18 protein-coding genes are annotated in these 17,242 nt (G+C 64.5%); 9 read left to right on the forward strand and 9 right to left on the reverse strand.

The annotated features are described in order from the left end of the window. The first annotated feature begins 40 nt into the window (after window positions 1–40). Entirely contained in the window at window positions 41–853 is an 813-nt protein-coding gene (locus tag BG023_RS08170) for a tyrosine-protein phosphatase (protein WP_069310008.1), read from the forward strand. Between the two features lie 56 nt (window positions 854–909). Continuing rightward, window positions 910–1,881, forward strand: a complete 972-nt coding sequence (trxB, locus tag BG023_RS08175; protein ID WP_069310009.1) for a thioredoxin-disulfide reductase — start codon at window positions 910–912, stop codon at window positions 1,879–1,881. Window positions 1,882–1,902: 21 nt separating this feature from the next. Here the strand turns inward: trxB and BG023_RS08180 are convergent, their stop codons facing one another. The 3 genes from BG023_RS08180 to BG023_RS08190 form a co-directional block, all read right to left on the reverse strand. Next, the gene (locus BG023_RS08180; RefSeq protein WP_069310010.1) at window positions 1,903–2,334 is read right to left on the reverse strand and encodes an MAPEG family protein; all 432 of its coding nucleotides are present in this window, start codon (window positions 2,332–2,334) and stop codon (window positions 1,903–1,905) included. Between the two features lie 12 nt (window positions 2,335–2,346). Further along, window positions 2,347–2,802, reverse strand: coding sequence for an MAPEG family protein (locus BG023_RS08185; RefSeq protein ID WP_069310011.1), 456 nt, complete (start codon window positions 2,800–2,802; stop codon window positions 2,347–2,349). A 68-nt stretch (window positions 2,803–2,870) separates the two neighbouring features. Further along, entirely contained in the window at window positions 2,871–3,809 is a 939-nt protein-coding gene (locus tag BG023_RS08190) for a threonine ammonia-lyase (protein ID WP_442956762.1), read from the reverse strand. Window positions 3,810–3,952: 143 nt separating this feature from the next. Between BG023_RS08190 and BG023_RS08195 the strand changes: the two genes are divergently transcribed. From BG023_RS08195 to BG023_RS08210, 4 genes are read left to right on the forward strand one after another with little or no spacing between them, the layout of a single operon-like run. Next, window positions 3,953–5,179: a saccharopine dehydrogenase family protein gene (locus BG023_RS08195; protein WP_069310012.1), complete on the forward strand. Its 1,227-nt coding sequence runs from the start codon at window positions 3,953–3,955 to the stop codon at window positions 5,177–5,179. Continuing rightward, window positions 5,179–6,123, forward strand: coding sequence for a peptidyl-alpha-hydroxyglycine alpha-amidating lyase family protein (locus tag BG023_RS08200; protein ID WP_069310013.1), 945 nt, complete (start codon window positions 5,179–5,181; stop codon window positions 6,121–6,123). The genes BG023_RS08195 and BG023_RS08200 overlap by 1 nt, the downstream gene beginning before the upstream one ends. Window positions 6,124–6,132: 9 nt before the next feature. Then, window positions 6,133–7,326, forward strand: a complete 1,194-nt coding sequence (locus tag BG023_RS08205) for a carboxynorspermidine decarboxylase (protein ID WP_069310014.1) — start codon at window positions 6,133–6,135, stop codon at window positions 7,324–7,326. A gap of 29 nt (window positions 7,327–7,355) precedes the next feature. Continuing rightward, window positions 7,356–7,877, forward strand: coding sequence for a YbjN domain-containing protein (locus tag BG023_RS08210; RefSeq protein WP_150122831.1), 522 nt, complete (start codon window positions 7,356–7,358; stop codon window positions 7,875–7,877). A 3-nt stretch (window positions 7,878–7,880) separates the two neighbouring features. Here the strand turns inward: BG023_RS08210 and BG023_RS08215 are convergent, their stop codons facing one another. Beyond that, on the reverse strand, window positions 7,881–8,864 hold the full coding sequence (locus BG023_RS08215) for a DUF3137 domain-containing protein (protein WP_069310016.1): 984 nt from the start codon (window positions 8,862–8,864) through the stop codon (window positions 7,881–7,883). Between the two features lie 69 nt (window positions 8,865–8,933). Here BG023_RS08215 and BG023_RS08220 point away from each other — a divergent pair, with 69 nt between their 5' ends. The 3 genes from BG023_RS08220 (at window position 8,934) to BG023_RS08230 (ending at window position 11,297) form a co-directional block, all read left to right on the forward strand. Then, window positions 8,934–9,491: a LemA family protein gene (locus BG023_RS08220; protein WP_150122832.1), complete on the forward strand. Its 558-nt coding sequence runs from the start codon at window positions 8,934–8,936 to the stop codon at window positions 9,489–9,491. Window positions 9,492–9,715: 224 nt separating this feature from the next. Continuing rightward, complete coding sequence (locus BG023_RS08225; RefSeq protein WP_069310018.1) at window positions 9,716–10,918, forward strand: type III PLP-dependent enzyme; 1,203 nt, start codon at window positions 9,716–9,718, stop codon at window positions 10,916–10,918. Window positions 10,919–10,973: 55 nt separating this feature from the next. After that, window positions 10,974–11,297, forward strand: a complete 324-nt coding sequence (locus BG023_RS08230; protein WP_069310019.1) for a YnfA family protein — start codon at window positions 10,974–10,976, stop codon at window positions 11,295–11,297. Between the two features lie 42 nt (window positions 11,298–11,339). Here the strand turns inward: BG023_RS08230 and BG023_RS08235 are convergent, their stop codons facing one another. The 5 genes from BG023_RS08235 to murI form a co-directional block, all read right to left on the reverse strand. Next, window positions 11,340–13,121: a tetratricopeptide repeat protein gene (locus BG023_RS08235; protein WP_069310020.1), complete on the reverse strand. Its 1,782-nt coding sequence runs from the start codon at window positions 13,119–13,121 to the stop codon at window positions 11,340–11,342. 79 nt (window positions 13,122–13,200) lie between these two features. Further along, window positions 13,201–13,893, reverse strand: coding sequence for a nitroreductase (locus tag BG023_RS08240; protein WP_069310021.1), 693 nt, complete (start codon window positions 13,891–13,893; stop codon window positions 13,201–13,203). A gap of 59 nt (window positions 13,894–13,952) precedes the next feature. Then, window positions 13,953–14,957 carry a hypothetical protein gene (locus BG023_RS14885; protein ID WP_190315739.1) on the reverse strand — a complete coding sequence of 335 codons (1,005 nt, stop codon included), beginning with the start codon at window positions 14,955–14,957 and terminating at the stop codon, window positions 13,953–13,955. An 84-nt stretch (window positions 14,958–15,041) separates the two neighbouring features. Continuing rightward, on the reverse strand, window positions 15,042–16,262 hold the full coding sequence (gene hemA / locus BG023_RS08250; RefSeq protein WP_069310023.1) for a 5-aminolevulinate synthase: 1,221 nt from the start codon (window positions 16,260–16,262) through the stop codon (window positions 15,042–15,044). A 174-nt stretch (window positions 16,263–16,436) separates the two neighbouring features. Continuing rightward, the gene (murI, locus tag BG023_RS08255) at window positions 16,437–17,231 is read right to left on the reverse strand and encodes a glutamate racemase (protein ID WP_069310024.1); all 795 of its coding nucleotides are present in this window, start codon (window positions 17,229–17,231) and stop codon (window positions 16,437–16,439) included. Between the last annotated feature and the right edge of the window lie 11 nt (window positions 17,232–17,242).

The following is a 17,242-nucleotide window of genomic DNA, read 5'->3' on the forward strand; positions in this document are numbered from 1 at the left end:
TGCTTGCCCCTGTCCCGGCACCCTGCCAGTGTCCGCCGCGATGATTCGCGACACCCATGACCCGCTTGCCGACACCCCGCGTGTCGGATCGTTCTATCTTACCCAAGGCATTCATAATCTGCGTGATTATGGTGGCTATGCGGCGGACGGGGGGCGGGTTCGGACCGGGCTGCTGTTCCGCTCGGGACAGCACATGGAAGCGAGCGAAACCGATCTCGCGCTGATCGATGCGCTCGACATCCGCACCGTGATCGACCTGCGCGGGGTGAGCGAGCGCGAGGGTTTTCCATGCAGGCGCCATCCGAACTTTGCCGCGCAAGTGATTGCCCATGATGGCGAAACCAGCAACTCTCCGCCCCACGAAGGCGGCGGCGGGCAGGTGGAGATGACACCGCAGAAGGCGCGCGAACGGATGCTGGCGGTCTATACGCGGATGCCGGTCAACCCTGCGATGATCGCGATGTTCAGCCGCTATTTCGACGCGCTGGATGCCAATGACGGTGGCTCATTGGTGCATTGCTTCGCCGGCAAGGACCGAACGGGGATCGCGGTGGCGCTGCTGCTCCATGTGCTGGGTGTGCATCACGATGATATCGTTGGAGAATTCCTGATGACCAATGATGCGCCCACGCGCCATATCCTCGAACGCCAGTCGCTGCCCCGCATGGAAGCGCATTACGGGACGATCGAGCCTGAAGCGCTCCACAACCTGATGGGCGTGCTGCCCGAATATATCGATACCTACTTCGCCGAGGTGGCGCGCGATCACGGTTCGGTCGATGCCTATCTGGCGGCAAGATTAGGTGTGGACGAGGCAAGGAAAGCTCGCCTTCGGGCGCGGCTGGTGGCGTGACAATCGCCGCGCGCGCTCCCATATCGCTGGGCTGAGATTCACAAGAGGCACCCATCATGGCGACCCATCACACCAAGATGCTCATCATCGGCTCCGGCCCGGCGGGCTATTCCGCGGCGATCTATGCCGCGCGCGCGATGCTGGAACCGATCGTGGTGCAGGGCCTCCAGCCCGGCGGCCAGCTGACCATCACCACCGATGTCGAGAACTATCCCGGCTTCCGCGACGTGGTGCAGGGCCCGTGGCTGATGGAAGAGATGAAGGCGCAGGCCGAGCACGTCGGCACGCGCATGATGTGGGACACGATCGTCTCGGTCGATCTGGAAAACGGCCCGCCGTTCCGCGCGATCGGCGACAGCGGCGATGAATATATCGGCGAAACGCTGGTTATCGCCACCGGTGCACAGGCGAAGTGGCTCGGCGCTCCGGGCGAGATGGAACTGGGCGGCAAGGGCGTGTCCGCCTGCGCAACCTGCGACGGGTTCTTCTATCGCGGCAAGAAGGTCGCGGTGATCGGCGGCGGCAATACCGCGGTCGAGGAAGCGCTCTACCTCACCAACCATTCCGACGACGTGACCCTGATCCACCGCCGCGATTCCTTGCGCGCCGAGAAGATCCTGCAGGAACGCCTGTTCGCGAACCCCAAGATTACGGTGCTGTGGAACAAGGCGGTCGAAAGCTTCGAGGCAGGGGCAACGGGCATGCTCGATCACCTCGCGCTCAAGGACACGGTGACGGGCGAGGCTTCGACCATCGCGGTTGACGGGGCCTTCGTCGCCATCGGACACGCGCCCGCGACCGAGCTGTTCAAGGGCAAGTTGCCGCTCGATGAAAGCGGCTACCTGTTGACCGAACCTGGTACGCCCAAGACCGCGATCCCGGGCGTGTTTGCCGCAGGGGACGTGACCGATCACGTCTATCGTCAGGCGGTGACGGCGGCAGGCATGGGCTGCATGGCCGCGCTCGACGGCGAGCGTTTCATCGCCGCGCGCGCGCACGCAGCCAAGGAAGTCGAGGCGGCGGAGTAATCAACCCCGCCGCCATCCGTCTTAGTGGAATACCGCGATCGCGGCGTGCAGGATCAGCGCCATCAGCGCCAGCGATGACAGCGCGAACAGGGCAAAGCGGATCACCACGCGGTTGATCGTCGCCTGCACGATCGAGTGGGCAACACGCAGGCCCACATAGGCCCAGGCGATGGTCGTATTCAGCCCGTCGCCCTCACTGATGATCGCCAGCACGATCGCCACCGCATAGAACAGCGTCGGCGCTTCGTGGAGGTGGTTGTAGTTGTCGGCCTTCCAGCTGACCGTGTCGGGCAGCAGCCCCCGTAGGCTCGAGCCTTCGCCGCCGACGAGGTTCTTGGCATCGATCCCGGCCTTGTTCATCGCAGGAATGCGGGTGGCATACATCCACACCCACATCACCATCGTCCACGCCAGCAGCGCGACGACCGGTTGCAAGATATCCATCCCGATCATGTCTTTTTCTCCTTAAGCCGGAAGCGCCGAGGGATCGGCGAATGCCGTGGCCATCACCGCGCGGATGGCGAGCGCAATCAGCACGCCCGTGCTCGCGATAAACAGCGAGAAGCGCACCGGGATGGTGTTGACGAGGTTCTGCCACAGTGAGTGCACGATCCTCAGCGCGACATAGACCCACGCCAGTGTCACATCGAGCGCCGCCGGGCCCATCAGCGCCAGGATCAGCACCGTGGCGTAGAACAGGGTGGGCTGTTCGTGCAGGTGGGTGTGGTTGTGCGCGGGCCAGTTGGCCTTGTCGGGGATCACGCCTTCCAGATCATTGCCGCGCACGCCCGTCTTGCTGGGCAGCACCGATTTATCTTGCAGCTTCGCCACTGCGCCGAAGCGTGACGGAATGATCCACAACAACACGATAAGCGTCCACACCACCAGCACGGCGGCGGGCGCGAGAATTTGCGCTTGCATCGATTGATCCCCTCTCGAACGCCTGTCGGCACTACCTGCGAGAGCGAGGAATGATTGTCAAATGCAACCTAATGGCTGGCGATTGTCGCGGCATAGGCGGCGGGGTCGGCATTGCCGCCGGTGAGCATGATCACCGTGCCCTCATCGACCGGAACCTTGCCTGCCAGCGCCGCCGCCAGCGCCGCCGCGCCGCCGGGTTCGACCACGAGGCGCAGTGTGTTGAAGGCGAAGCGCTGCGCGGTGCGAACCTCGTCGTCGGTCACGGTCACGCCGGGTTCGGCGCGGCCCTGCAAGAGGCCGAGGTTGAGCTGTTTGGTGACATTGGGCTGGAGCGCATCGCAAATGGTCTTGGGCGCGTCCGGCGCGGCATGGACAAGTTCGCCCGCCGCCAGTGCCTGTCCGACCATGTCCCAGCCCACCGGCTCGACGGGGTGGATATTCGCCGTCGGTGCGCCCAGCGCGAGGCCCGCCGCCAGTCCGCCGCCGCCGCAGCAGGCGACAATGCGTGAGGGCGCGCGGCCGAGCTGCGCGGCGATCTCGATGGCCGCCGAGCCCTGCCCCTCAATCACCCACGGATCGCCAAAGGCATGGACCAGCGTCCCGCCGCGTTCCGCAATCAGATTGGCGGCGACCGCATCGCGATCCTCGCCCGGGCGCTGGTAGAGCACGACTTCGGCCCCCAGTGCCTTGGTGTTGGCAAGTTTCACTTCCGGCGCATCATGCGGCATGACGATGGTTGCGCGGATGCCGAGGCGCTGCCCGGCCCAGGCCACGCCCTGCGCGTGATTGCCCGAAGACACCGCGACCACGCCGCCCGCGCGTTCTTCCGGCGTCATGCTGACCAACCGCCACCACGCACCCCGGATCTTGAACGCGCCGATGGGTTGCAGCACCTCGGCCTTCACCCAGGCCTGCACCCCGTTGATGTTGACCGGCAGCAGCGGGGTAGGGGGCAGGATTGCGGCCACGGCTTCCGCCGCAGCGCGCACACCATCTGTGGTCGGCATTCTCACATTGTCTTGGATCATTTGTCCCGCCTCATGCATTCGACTAATCCGGTGCCGCATTGGTTGATCCGAAAACCGGTTCCCACTTTTCGGAGCAATGCTTTAAGGCGCACGCAAGATTCGCATAACGAAAGGTTCCTAACATGTCGGCAGCAAAGTCCAGCACGGTTCTCGTTATCGGTGCGGGCGGGGTCAGTTCGGTGTGCGTCCACAAGATGGCGTTCAATCCCGACATCTTCCCCGAAATCCACCTCGCCAGCCGCACCAAGTCAAAGTGCGATGCCATCGCCGCGAGCGTGAAGGAGCGCTGCGGGCGTGATATCGCCACCTACGAGATCGATGCCGAGGAAGTGCCGGCGATGGTCAACCTGATCCGCAAGACCGGCGCGGGCCTCGTGGTCAACCTCGCGCTGCCCTATCAGGATCTGCCGATCATGGACGCCTGCCTTGAAGCGGGTGTCGATTACCTCGACACCGCCAATTACGAGCCCAAGGACGAGGCCAAGTTCGAGTATAAGTGGCAGTGGGCCTATCAGGAGCGTTACAAGGACGCTGGCCTGATGGCGCTGCTGGGTTCGGGCTTCGATCCGGGCGTGACCTCGGTCTTCACCATGTGGCTCAAGAAGCACAAATTGAAGACCATTCGCCAGCTCGACATTCTCGATTGCAACGGCGGCGATCACGGCCAGCACTTCGCCACCAACTTCAACCCGGAAATCAACATCCGCGAAGTGACCGCGCCTGCGCGGCACTGGGAAAACGGCGAGTGGGTGGAAACCCCCGCGATGTCGAACAAGGTCGCCTTCGACTTCGAAGCGGTCGGCCCCAAGAACATGTATCTGATGTATCACGAGGAGCTGGAAAGCCTCGCTAAGTTCGTCCCCGAGCTTGAGCGCGCGCGCTTCTGGATGACCTTTGGCGACCAGTACATCACCCACCTGACCGTGCTCCAGAACGTCGGCATGACCTCGATCGAGCCGGTGCGGTATCAGGGCAAGGACATCATCCCGCTGCAATTCCTCGCCGCCGTGCTGCCGAAGCCTGAAACGCTGGGTGAGACCACCAAGGGCAACACCAATATAGGCGTGATCGCGACCGGCGAAGCGCTCGACGGCAGCGGCGAGAAGACGTTCTACATCAAGAATATCTGCAGCCACGAAGCCGCCTATGAGGAAACCGGCAATCAGGCGGTCAGCTACACCACCGGCGTGCCCGCGATGATCGGTGCGGCGATGATGGTGAAGGGCGAATGGCAGGGCGAGGGTGTGTTCAACATCGAACAGCTCGATCCCGATCCCTTCATGGCAATGCTCAACGAACACGGCCTGCCGTGGACGGTCGAGGAATTGAGCGGGCCGGTGGCATTCTGATGCGCCGCGCGCTCGCGGTGGCTGCGGTGCTGGCGCTCGCCGCCTGCGATGCATTGACGCCGCGCGAGGAGGTGCCGCCGATCGCCGTCGACACCGGCTGGCCCACCATCCCGCAGGGCGCGAAGTTCGGCGAGGTCAGTGCGGTCGATGTCGACCCGCAAGGCAATGTCTGGGTGCTCCACCGCGCGGGCCGCGTGTGGGAAGAGCCGTTTCCGGCCGATCCCATCGCCGATCCCACCGTGTTCAAGTTCTCGCCCGACGGCAAATTGCTCGCCCAGTGGGGCGCTGGGCTGTTCATCATGCCGCACGGCATTTCGATCGATGCGGCGGGGAAGGTGTGGATCACCGACACCGGGCTTGAGCAGGTGCTGCGCTTCTCGCCCGAAGGCGAGCTGGAACTGACGCTCGGCGAAAAGGGCGTGAGCAAGCAGGACGCGGGCCATTTCGGCCGTCCGGCGGACGTTGCCTTTCTCGGGCACCGCGTGCTGATCGCCGATGGCTATGTGAACACCCGCGTTGCCGAGTTCTCTCCGCAAGGCAAATTCATCCGCGACTGGGGCGATTTCAAGGTCGCGCACGCGGTCGCTGTCGATGACCAGCGCATCTATGTCGCCGACCGCGAGAATGCGCGCATTCAGGTGTTCGACCACGCGGGCAAGCTCGCCGCCAGCTGGGTCTCTCCGGCGGGCAACCACACCTACAGCCTCAAGCCGTTGGGCGGCGGGCGGCTGCTCGCAGTCGAGGGCCGCGACGGGGCTGATCGCAAGGGCGCGATCATCCGCATCTATGCCGCCGATGGTACAATCGAACGTTCCTATGATGTCGGCCTGCCGGGCGAGGATGCGAGCCTCGGCCATGATCTTGCGATCGGGCCGGACGGGCATATCTACCTGACCGACGTGCCCGGCGGGCGCGTCGTGCGCTTTTCTCTTCCCGCCAAATAAGCAGGACCCATGCAGACCAAAGCCGGTGATCCGGGCGCCTTTGCCCATTTCGATCTTTCGCGTGTCGATAGCCCCGCCTTCGTGGTCGATGCCGCGAAGCTGCGGGAGAATTGCCGCGTGCTCGCCGCGGTGCGCGATGCGGCTGCGGCGGACGGGGCGGACATCAAGGTGTTCGCCGCGCTCAAGGCGTTCTCGATGTGGTCGGCAGCGCCGATCATCGGTGAATATCTCGACGGGGTTTCCACCTCCGGCCTGTGGGAAGCGCGGCTGGCGAGCGAGTTCTACGACGGCGAGATCGCGACCTATTCGGCCGCCTTCAAGCCCGAAGAGCTGGAAGAAATCTGCCGCCTTTCCGATCATGTGATCTTCAATTCGCCCTACCAGCTGCAACGCGCGCGGCTGATCCTCGACAATGCTGCCGCGAACGGCGCGCCGGTGAGCGTCGGGCTGCGCATCAACCCGCAGGTGCCGACGGGCGAGGTTGCCAAGTACGATCCCAGCGCCCCCGGCTCGCGGCTCGGCTTCCCGCTCGACCAGCTCACCGAGGAGCACATGGAAGGCGTAGAGGGCATCCACTTCCACAACCTGTGCGAACAGGATTTCGAGCCGCTCAAAGCCACATGGGACCGCGTGTTCGATGCGATCGAGCCGTTCTTCGACCAGCTCAAGTGGATCAACATGGGCGGAGGCCACCACATCACCCGCGCCGATTACCAGCGCGACGAACTGGTCGAATTCCTCAAGGATGCCGCGAGCGATACCGGCTGCCAGATCATCCTCGAACCCGGCGAGGCCGTGGCGCTGGATGCGGGCATCCTGGTCGGCACGCTGCTCGACACCCATTTCAACGAGATGCCCGTCGGCATCACCGATATCTCGGCGACCTGCCACATGCCCGATGTGCTGGAGGCACCCTATCGCCCGGCGATGCTGGGCGAGCTGACCGACGAAAGCATGATCCCGATCCGCCTCGGCGGGCCGTCGTGCCTCGCGGGAGATGTGATCGGCGACTACCGACTACCCGTTGCCGCCGAACCGGGCGCGCGCTTCGCGTTCCTCGATCAGGCGCATTATTCGATGGTCAAGACCAACACCTTCAACGGGGTCGCACTGCCGTCGATCTGGATGTGGGACTCCGAGACCGATGCGCTCGACTGCATCAAGCGCTTCGATTACGAGGATTTCAGGGACCGGCTGAGCTGATGGGTGCAGCGATGATGGGGGGATCGGCCATGATACGGGCATTTTCGGCGCTTGCTGCGGCGGGCTTTCTGACCGCGGCGGCCGCACCTGCTGTCGCGCAGGATTTCGTTGCCGAACGGCTGGTGAAATCGGTCACGCAGGACGATCTGCTCGCGGTGGTTGGCTCGCTCGGGCATCAGGTTCTCGAACAGGGCACTGAAGGCGATGTCTATGTTGTCGCGCAGGATCCGGATCAGACGAACTACTTCATGTTCGGCACCGCTTGCGACCTGAGCGATGTTCCGGGATGCCAGGGGATCATGATGCAGGTGCGTTACGATCTGCCGCCCGGCACGACCTTCGAGACGCTGGCGAAGACCAATATGGATCAGGCCGCGCTCAACACCTGGGCCGATTTCGAGGACAAGACCCTGGGTTTCACCCGCTATCAGGTGCTCGATGACGGCGTGACGATGGCCAATATCCGCGAGAACCTGAACGTGCTGCTGGCGCTGGTGCCCGATGCCTATGCGATGGCCTCGGGTGAACCCAGCGCGGCGGAGGCGCAGTAAGCTTCAGCTGGAGTGATCGGGCAGGGGGGCGGCGTTCGTAACCCGCCCGCGCTCGTTCTGGTTGATCGCGAGTGCAAGGTCGGCAAGTGCAGCAAATTGCTCCGACGCCTCGGCCACGCGCACGCGGTCCGAACTGGCATCGATCGAGCCGCTCTCGAACATGTCGCGCCCCTCGACCGCAAGGATCACCTCGCCGCCCGCAAACAGCGCGCGCAGCTCCTTGCCGCCAAACGCCCGCTCCAGCCGCAACAGGTGTTCGACATAGACCGGATGCACCAGCACACGGGCTTCGACCTGGTCGTCACTGTAGAGGCTGAATACCTCCTCGAAGGCGGGGTGCACCTGATCCACGCGATCGAGCCGGTGACCATCGAAATTGACGCTGTCCTTGACCCCGCCGAGCCCGAGCCACTTGCGATGCGCGCCGGCGCGCTGGAGCAGAGTGGTCGACTGGAACCTGCGGCCAAAGCCCATTTGGATAATCACGCCGCGGAACACCGTCACCCAGCGGCGGTTCTTGCCCGAGCCGCGCTGTTCCTCGAGATGGGCTTCGTAGAGGTTGAAGGCATGCCCTTCGAGCGTGCCGAACCAGCGATCCTCGAAGTTCGACCGATCATAGGAAGGCACGAGGCCATAGGTCTTGCTCGCCGCAAATTCGGCGCCCGGTTCGACATCATGTTCATAGGAGACGCCGAAGCTCTGGGCGATCGCCGAATTGATCCCGATCTTGATCGCGCGTGTCGCCTCGGCAATCGGGCGGTAACCCCAATAGCCGGCGAGCCCGATCCCGCCGAGCGATACGATCATCTTGAGCTGCCCTGACAGCGCAGGGCCGAACCACAGGAACGCCAGCACCGGCAGGAGCACCACGGCGCCCCACGTCCAGCGTGAATAGGCTTTCGCCTTTGCGCCATCGCGCATCTCGGCCTGTCCGGCCAACCAGTTACCCAATGCACCTTGCATCAGGCCATCAACGTCGCTGCGCATTGCCTCTCCCGCGCGAATCTTTAACCTATGTGCAGCACAATTTCGGGCGAAACGTAAAGAGGGTTGAATATGGGACCGATTTTCTGGCTGCTGATCCTGCCGACGCTGATCCTGTTGGTGGTGATCATCGCGATCTACAATCGCCTTGTGGGCCTGCGACAGGGCGTGCGGCAGGGGGTGGCCGATATCGACGCGCAGCTGCGCCAGCGCCATGATCTGATACCCAATCTGGTCGAAACGGTGAAGGGTTATGTCGGCCACGAGAGCGAGACGCTGCAGGCGGTGATCGCCGCGCGCAATGCGGCGGTCAGCGGCGCGCCGTCTTCGGGCAGCGAGGCGCAGCTGCGCGGCGCGCTCGACAACCTGCTCGCCCTTGGCGAGGCCTATCCCGATCTCAAGGCGTCGGCCAACTTCCAGGCGCTTCAGAACGAGCTCGGCGATGTCGAGGACAAGCTGGCTGCGGCGCGGCGTGCGCTCAATGCGGCGGTGGCCCGTTTCAACGCTGCGCGCGAATCCTTCCCTGCGGTGCTGTTTGCCAACATGCTCGGATTCGCCGAAGCCGACTTCCACCGGCTCGACGACAGCGAAAAGGGGACTGTCGACCAGGTGCCGTCGATCAAGTTCTGATCTGGCGCGGATCGCCTGAAATCAGGCGATTTCAGTCACATTCCGGTCGCGCTTGGGATGCTGTCTTCAAAAAGTCGCATTCCGGCGCGGCGGGGCGCATTTTTCGTTTGCATTTCCCCCCCCAAGCCCTAATTGCGCCCTTCCGCTGCCCCAAGGGGACTTCCAAACCGCAAGGCAGCTTGTCGTTTTATGGTTCAACAGAACCGTTTTGGGGGTCCCTTGAGTTGCACATCTATCCTGACGCACTGGCTGTAGTCCGCGACCTTCGTCCGGACGAACCCGTCATCCTCAACCGCCCGCACGCCGCGCGGCGCGCCGCCCGCTTCTTCGTCGAGAAGTTTCCGGGCAAGGTGCTCTATGCGGTGAAGGCCAACCCCGCGCCTGACCTCATTCAGGTGCTGTGGGATTCGGGCGTAACCCATTTTGACGTCGCCTCGATTGCCGAAGTGCGGCTGGTGCGCGGCATCCTGCCGGATGCGGTGCTGTGCTTCATGCACCCGGTCAAGACGCCGGCGGCGATCAGCGAAGCCTATTTCGAACATGGCGTGCGGACCTTCAGCCTCGATTCGCTCGAAGAGCTCGAAAAGATCATCGACGCCTGCCGCGCCCCTGATGGCGAAGCGCCGCGCGACCTGCGCCTGTGCGTGCGCCTGCGCGTGTCGAGCGAATATTCGGAGCTGAGCCTGGCCTCGAAGTTCGGCTGCGATCTCGTCGAAGCGCCGCTGCTGCTCCAGCAGGCCCGCCAGCATTGCGACTGGCTGGGCGTGTGCTTCCACGTCGGCAGCCAGGCGATGACCCCGTTTGCCTTCGTGCAGGCGCTCGATCGTACCCGTGCCGCGATTGCCGAGGCTTCGGTCGTGATCGACATGATCGACGTGGGCGGGGGCTTCCCGAGCGCCTACCCGGGCCTCGAACCGCCGCCGATGGAAGATTACTTCGCGATCATCGCCAAGCACTTCGAAGCTCTGCCGATCGCCTACAACGCCGAGCTGTGGTGCGAACCCGGCCGCGCGCTGTCGGCCGAATACAGCTCGATGATCGTGCAGGTGAACAAGCGCCGCGGCGAAGAGCTCTACATCAACGATGGCGCTTACGGCGCGCTCTACGATGCGGCGCACGTCGCGTGGCGCTTCCCCGCGCGCGCGCTGGAAGATGACCTGATCGAAGAAGACGCGGATTTCGCCTTCTACGGGCCGACTTGCGACGATGCCGATTACATGAAGGGCCCGTTCCGGCTTCCGGCCGATATCCAGGCCGGTGACTTCATCGAAATCGGGATGCTCGGCGCTTACGGCGCGGCGATGAAGACCGGCTTCAACGGCTATGGCAACGCGCAGGTCGTCACTGTTGCGGACGAGCCGATGATGAGCCTGTTCAACGGCACCCGCAAGCGCGAGGCGACCGACAACGTGGTCAGCTTGCGCTGATACGAGAATGCGTGGAGGCTTGCGGCATGCGCCGTTTGCCTCCACCTCTCGTGCGATGACCCTCGCGCTCTATGCCCTTGCTGCGCTCGCTGAAATCGGCGGCTGCTTTGCCTTCTGGGCGTGGGCGCGGGCGGACAAGTCGCCGCTGTGGCTGATCCCCGGCATCGCCAGCCTGTGCCTGTTCGCGTTCCTGCTGACCCGCATCGACACCGCCTTCGCGGGCCGCGCCTTCGCGGCCTATGGCGGGGTCTACATCGCTGCGAGCCTTGGCTGGCTGTGGGCAGTCGAAGGCACACGGCCTGATCGCTGGGATGTGATCGGCGGCGCGGTGTGCCTGTTGGGCGCTGCGATCATTCTGTGGGGACCACGCGGGGGCTAGGGGCACAGCCGCGCTGCGATTGCGGCGGAGAGCGACCGCAACCTAAATCCGGTTCATGACCAGCCAGCCCCGTTCGCCGCGCCAAATGGCTTCGAAAGCGCGTTCGGATGCAAGCCGCTCAGGCCGGTTGCCAAGCCGTGCTTCGGTCCGTGCAAGGCCGAACAGGGCAAGCGCGCTATTGGGCGCTTCGAACAGTGCCGCGCGGAATGCTTGCTTGGCATCTTCCAGCCTTCCGGCCTCGAAATAGGCGGCACCCAGCGACTGGTTGACCGGATAGTACCAAAACGGCGGCTCATTGTAGGGGATGGCTTTCTGCAACTCCACGGCGCGCGCGAAATGCGTGATGGCATCGCCATGCCGCTTGCCAGCCATCGCGCGCCTGCCCTTGGCGACTTCGGTGGCGAGCGTGATGATCAGCGGCGCGGGAAAGCCGTTCGCATCCATCGTCTTGGCCGCATCGCTGATCGCAAGGCGCTCCATCGCCGAAATCTCGGCGGCGAAATCACCCAGCTTCGGATTGAGCGCGATGGCCACGGCGCGGGCATAGCGGCGCATCGCCTCGACATATTCGAGCGGGTGCGGCTCTGCGGTCAAGGCGATGATTGCCTCGGGCGATGAATACTGCGCGTGAGCAAAATAGGGCGCGGCGTAGATCGCCTGCACCCAGTAAAGGTCCCGGCCGATCCTGGTGTCGATGACGCTTTCGAGCTTTTCGGTCTGGGAGATGACCGTCGGAACGTCGCCCATCGCCTGCGCCGAGGTCAGCAGGAAATGCACGTTGTGCGGGTAATAACCGAACCGCACCAGCCCGTCGTCGCCGGCTTTTGCCAGATAGGCTTCATCCGCCTCGACGGCGCGCTTGTTGGCCTCGATCGAGTCCCGGTAGCGGCCCAGCCGGTAATAGATGTGCGAAGGCATATGGACCAGATGGCCGAGCGCTGCCGGCCCGGTCTTGTCGAGCCGGTCGGCAGCGGCTTCGGCCTTGGCCGGATCGGGCAGTTCGAGCAGGTGGATGTAGAGGTGCGAGGCCTGCGGGTGGTCAGGCGTGCGGGCGATCACCTTCTCGATCAGCCCGACCGCCTCCGCGATGAACGGCCCCGGTGCGCCATCGACCGACCAGTAATTCCACGGGCTGGTGTTCATTGCCGCTTCGGCCGCGAGCACGGCGATATCGTCGCTTTCGGGATACTGCCGGGCAAGGGCGAGCATGGCCTGTGCGTAATCGCGGTCAAGCTTGCCACGGTCCGCGCCCGGGTCCGCCGAATAGCGCAAGGCCTGCGCGGCGATCAGCGCCTTGGTGACGGGGCCGGATTGCGATGAAAGGTCTCGCGCCTGCTCCAGCGCGTGCAAGGCTGATGCGTTCTGCGAGGCTTCCATCGCCGCATTGATGTTCGGCCCGCGCGCGAGCGCCTCGCCCCACCAGCATTCGGCGCAGGAGGGATCGATTTCGCGCGCGCGGGTGAAGGAGGCAATCGCGGCGCGGTGGTTGAAGCCATAGGCAAAGGCGAGACCCTGATCGAAATAGCGGCGCGCTTCGGGCTTCAGGTCGCCCAGCGGGAGGTCGGAGTTGGCGATGCCCGGAAACAGGCCGATCGGGCTGGCGCCATAACCATGCTCGCTGGCGACGGCGGCAGCAAGTTTCAGGCGATCGGCAAAGACCGCGTCGAAGGCACGGTTGCCCCGGCAAGCAGCGCGCCCGGGCCGCGTCGGATCAAGCGCCGCAAACGCCGCGTCCGACAGTTCCACACTTGGCGAGGAGGCGGTGGCCCCGGTGCACGCGAGCGCAACCAGAACGGCGGCGGAAAAACCGGTGACATTGCCCATCTTGCGCTCCTTCCCCCAAAGTGGCGCGACCGGGGAGAGGATACGCTGCGGGAAGCGAAAGGAACAGGCGGAATCGACCTCAGTCGAACCCCACGAAGCGCGCCGCCTCGCTCACGTCGCGGCGGGTGATCTTGACCGGGTTCGCCGGAAAGTCCGGATCGGGCCAGCCCATCGCAACCGCCTTCATGATCACCTGATCATCCGGGATGCCGGCGTGTTCGCGCACCACGGGTGACTGCATGATGCCCTGCGAGTTGATCACGCAGCCAAGCCCCTTGCTCCACGCCGCATTGACCAGCGCGGTGGTTACCGCGCCGCAATCAAAGGGCGTATCGTCGCTGCCGGAAAGCTCGCGGTCATAGGTGATGATGACGCAGACCGGTGCATCGAACTGGCGGAAGCCGCGCAGCACCCAGTCCTGCCGGGCTTCCTTGTCATCGCGGGCAATGCCCATCGCTTCGAACAGCTGGATCGCGCAGCCGACCTGACGGTCGCGGTGGACGCCGGCAAAGGGCTCCCCTCGGCGGAACTCGCGGCTGTCGGGCTCGCCCGCCAGAATGCGCTCGGTATTGCCCTTGCGGATGCGGTCGAGCGGCTCGCCGGTGATCACATGGAAGTGGTAGGGCTGGGTGTTCATCGACGAGGGCGAACGCATCGCCAGCGTGAGGATTTCCTCGATCAGCGCGCGCGGGACGGGCTTGTCGAGATACCCGCGAATAGAACGCCGTCCGAGCACCACCTCGGCATAAGTCTGGTCAGGCGTGCCGCCCATTGCTCTCTCCCTTGCAACTGGCCTCGTCGGCTAGCGCAAGGGGAGAGGAATGCAAGAGGTCAGCGGCGTGCGGTGAGCGAGCCGCCCAAGACCAGATCATCATTCCCGTCGATGATCCGAAAGCTGAAGGCGAGACCCGCCTCGCGGCCTTGCGGGCCAAAGAACCAGCCCGAGAAGCCGCCGCCGACCGAGCCATCCGGCTGGCGGTTGAGCGGCGCGCCGAAGGTCGTCTGGGTTCCGTCGATGACCGATTGCCCGGCATAGGTGCCGAGCGGCGTATCAGTCGTGGACAGACTGCCGTCGGCAAGGAATTCACGGCCCACGATTGTCAGCGTGACATTGACGGCGCCGGTGGTTGCGTTGGCGGTGACCTGCGCGGTGCTCGTGCTGATGGCGAACTGGCGGCGCGCGGCTGTCGTCCGATCCGTGATGTAGGCCGTACCGTTGAAGACGAACTGGGTGTAGGTGATTGCGGTCGTCGGCCGGTCGGTCAGCAGCGTGGGCACGCCGATGACGCAGAAGGCATCGGAGGTGAGGTTTGCCGGTCGCACCAGAACGCGGGTTGCTCTCACATATTGGGCATTAACCAGAGCGGTGCTCGGGCCGAATACCGGCTGTGTGATCGAAAAGCGGTTGCCAAAGCCGTTGGCGCCAACCTGCCGATAGGCGAGCGTGTTGGGCTGGGTCGTGGTGACAACATCGTCCGGGCCGAAGGTATAGGTGTTATTCGTGCCGTCGGGCGCGCGGCTCGCTACGCGCCAGCTGCTGGTTGCCGAGAGAAAATCGTGATCGATCGCGGAAGGCGAAGTTGTCGACCGGATGAAGCCGACATCCGGCAGGATGCCGATCTGCCCGCCCGTGTCGGTGGTGCCGGCGCAGGCGCTGGAGAATTGCTGATTGCCCGTCAGTCCGGAAAACAGCGGATAGGTCGGGGTGGGGCTGGGCGTCGGGGTGGGTGTCGGCGTCGGCGTCGGCGTGGGAGTTGGCGTCGGGGTTCCGCCATCGCCGCCGCACGATGCCAGCACAAGGATCAGAGCGGCACTCGCCAACAGTCGTCTTTTCATTGATGCACCCCAGAAATATCGTCGGAATGGCAGATATCTGCCACCCACCAGAGCGCAAGCAAAAACTGTTGGACGCAGCAGGTCTTAAGCCGCTTCGGCCAGCCCCAGTTCGAGCCGGTCCCAGATTTCCACCAGCGCTTCGGTCAGCTCGTCCATCATCGCGTCGGTGTGGTGCGGGCCGGGGGTGAAGCGCAGGCGTTCGGTGCCGCGCGGCACGGTGGGGAAGTTGATCGGCTGCACATAGACGCCGTATTCGGCGAGCAGGATGTCGCTGATCTTCTTGGCGCGCACCGGATCGCCGACCATCAGCGGGACGATATGGGTGACCGAGTCCATTACCGGCAGGCCGGCCTCGGCGAACTTCAGCTTCAGCATCGCAGCGGCGCGCTGCTGGGCGTTGCGCTCGACGCTCGATTCTTTCAGGTGCCGCACCGAGGCGAGCACACCCGCGACCAGCACCGGCGACAGCGAGGTCGTGAAGATGAAGCCCGGCGCATAGGAGCGGATGCAGTCCACCACCTTGTGGCTCGCCGCGATATAGCCGCCCATCACGCCGAACGCCTTGCCCAGCGTGCCTTCGATGATATCGATCCGGTGCGCGGCGTTGTCGCGCTCCGAAATGCCGCCGCCGCGTGCGCCGTACATGCCGACCGCGTGGACTTCGTCGATATAGGTCAGCGCGTTGTACTTCTCGGCCAGGTCGCAGATCGCGTGGATCGGGGCGACATCGCCGTCCATCGAATAGACGCTTTCGAAGGCGATCAGCTTGGGCGTGTCGAGATCAACGCTGGCGAGCAGCTCTTCCAGATGCGCCACGTCATTGTGGCGGAAGACCTTCTTCTCGCAGCCCGAATTGCGGATGCCCGCGATCATGCTGGCGTGGTTCAATTCGTCCGAGAAGATCACGCAGCCGGGCAGCAGCTTGGCGAGCGTGGAAAGCGTCGCATCGTTTGAGACATAGCCCGAAGTGAACAGCAGCGCCGCGTCCTTGCCGTGCAGGTCGGCGAGTTCCGCTTCGAGTTCGAGATGGAAGTGCGTGTTGCCGCCGATGTTGCGCGTGCCGCCGCTGCCTGCGCCCACATCGTGCAGCGCGGCCTCCATCGCGCCGATGACCTTGTCGTGCTGGCCCATGCACAGATAGTCGTTCGAGCACCACACCGTGATCGGCTTGGGGCCGTTGTGGCCGTGGAAACAGCGCGCGTTGGGATAGGCGCCCTTGTTGCGCATGATGTCGATGAAGACGCGGTAGCGGCCTTCCTCGTGCAGCCGGTCAATCGCCTGATCGAAGATCTGATCGTAGTTCAATGCCTGCGTCTCTTCACAACGGCGCGCCGTTTGACCGGGGCTGCCTCATGTCCTGCGTTCATTCTACCGCCGACAACTGCCGAGGCGGCGGAAAGTTTCGCGGGTATTTAGGGGCGGGGGCGATGTTTTGCCACAGCGATCTTTGCGAGTGTTTCACAAGCGGTGGTGCAAGGATCAGAACGCTTCGGCTTCCCCGAACCCGCGCGCGGCGAGTGCTGCTTCGAGGCCATCGGCGCCGGAGAGCGGGCCGGTGACGACGAAGCGGTTGGGGGCGGTGGCGGCGAAGCTCTGCCCTTCGAGAAGATGCGCGATCCGCCGCGCGATACCCGCAGCACCGTCGACCTGCTGCACATGGGCGCCGAAGGCGGCAGCAAGTTCATCGGACAGCAGCGGGAAGTGGGTGCAGGCGAGCACCAGCGTGTCGATCTGCGCGCCGCCTTCCATCGCGGCAAGGCGCGTGTGGACATCGGCGATCAGCGCCGGATCGACCGGCTGGCCGCGCAGTTTGGCTTCCGCCGCCTGCACCAGCTCCGGTGCGGCCACGCGCAGCAAGCGCTTGCCAGCCGCAAACTGGGCCTCGAGATCATCGACATACCGCTGGCGGATGGTCGCCTCGGTGCCGACGAGGCCGATGGTGCCGGTCTGCGTCAGCGCGGCGGCGGGCTTGATCGCGGGGACGGTGCCGACCACCGGAATCTCCAGCACATCGCGCACCATGCCGAGCGCGATGGTGGAGGCGGTGTTGCAGGCGATGCAGGCGAGGCGCGGCTGGTAACGCTCCGCCATGCGCCCCAGCAACCCTGCCACCCGCGCGGCGATCTGCGCCTCGGTCTTGGTGCCATAGGGCAGGCCGGCAAGATCGGCGGCGTAGATCACCGGCGCTTGCGGAAGCACATCGCGCAGCGCGTCATAGACGGTCAGCCCGCCCACGCCGGAATCGAACAGCAGGATGGGGGAATCTGAGTTCACCGAACAACTTC

The sequence above is a fragment of the Porphyrobacter sp. LM 6 genome (genome assembly GCF_001720465.1).
Lineage (GTDB): Bacteria > Pseudomonadota > Alphaproteobacteria > Sphingomonadales > Sphingomonadaceae > Erythrobacter.